We start from the raw sequence: 267 nt of genomic DNA on the forward strand, positions 1-267 counted from the left end.
ACAATGTGGTGACACTATGTTGCTTTGTACAGTTGTATCAAACTACGATGCTGCCGATGTAGATTTTTTACCATTAACGGTAGATTACCGTGAAAAATTTGCTGCGGCAGGACGTTACCCTGGCGGTTTTTTTAAACGTGAGGCGCGCCCTAGCACCGAAGAAATTTTAGTAATGCGTATTGTAGACCGTGTATTACGCCCATTATTCCCGAAAGATTACCACGCTGAAACGCAGGTAATGATTCAATTAATGTCTTTAGATAAAGA

Annotated in this window: 1 pseudogene; it reads left to right on the top strand. The window is 41.2% G+C overall.

What is annotated here, in order from left to right:
* Positions 1–267: pseudogene (locus FUA24_RS07695) on the top strand (polyribonucleotide nucleotidyltransferase); the annotation flags it as partial.

Source organism: Seonamhaeicola marinus (genome assembly GCF_008085455.1).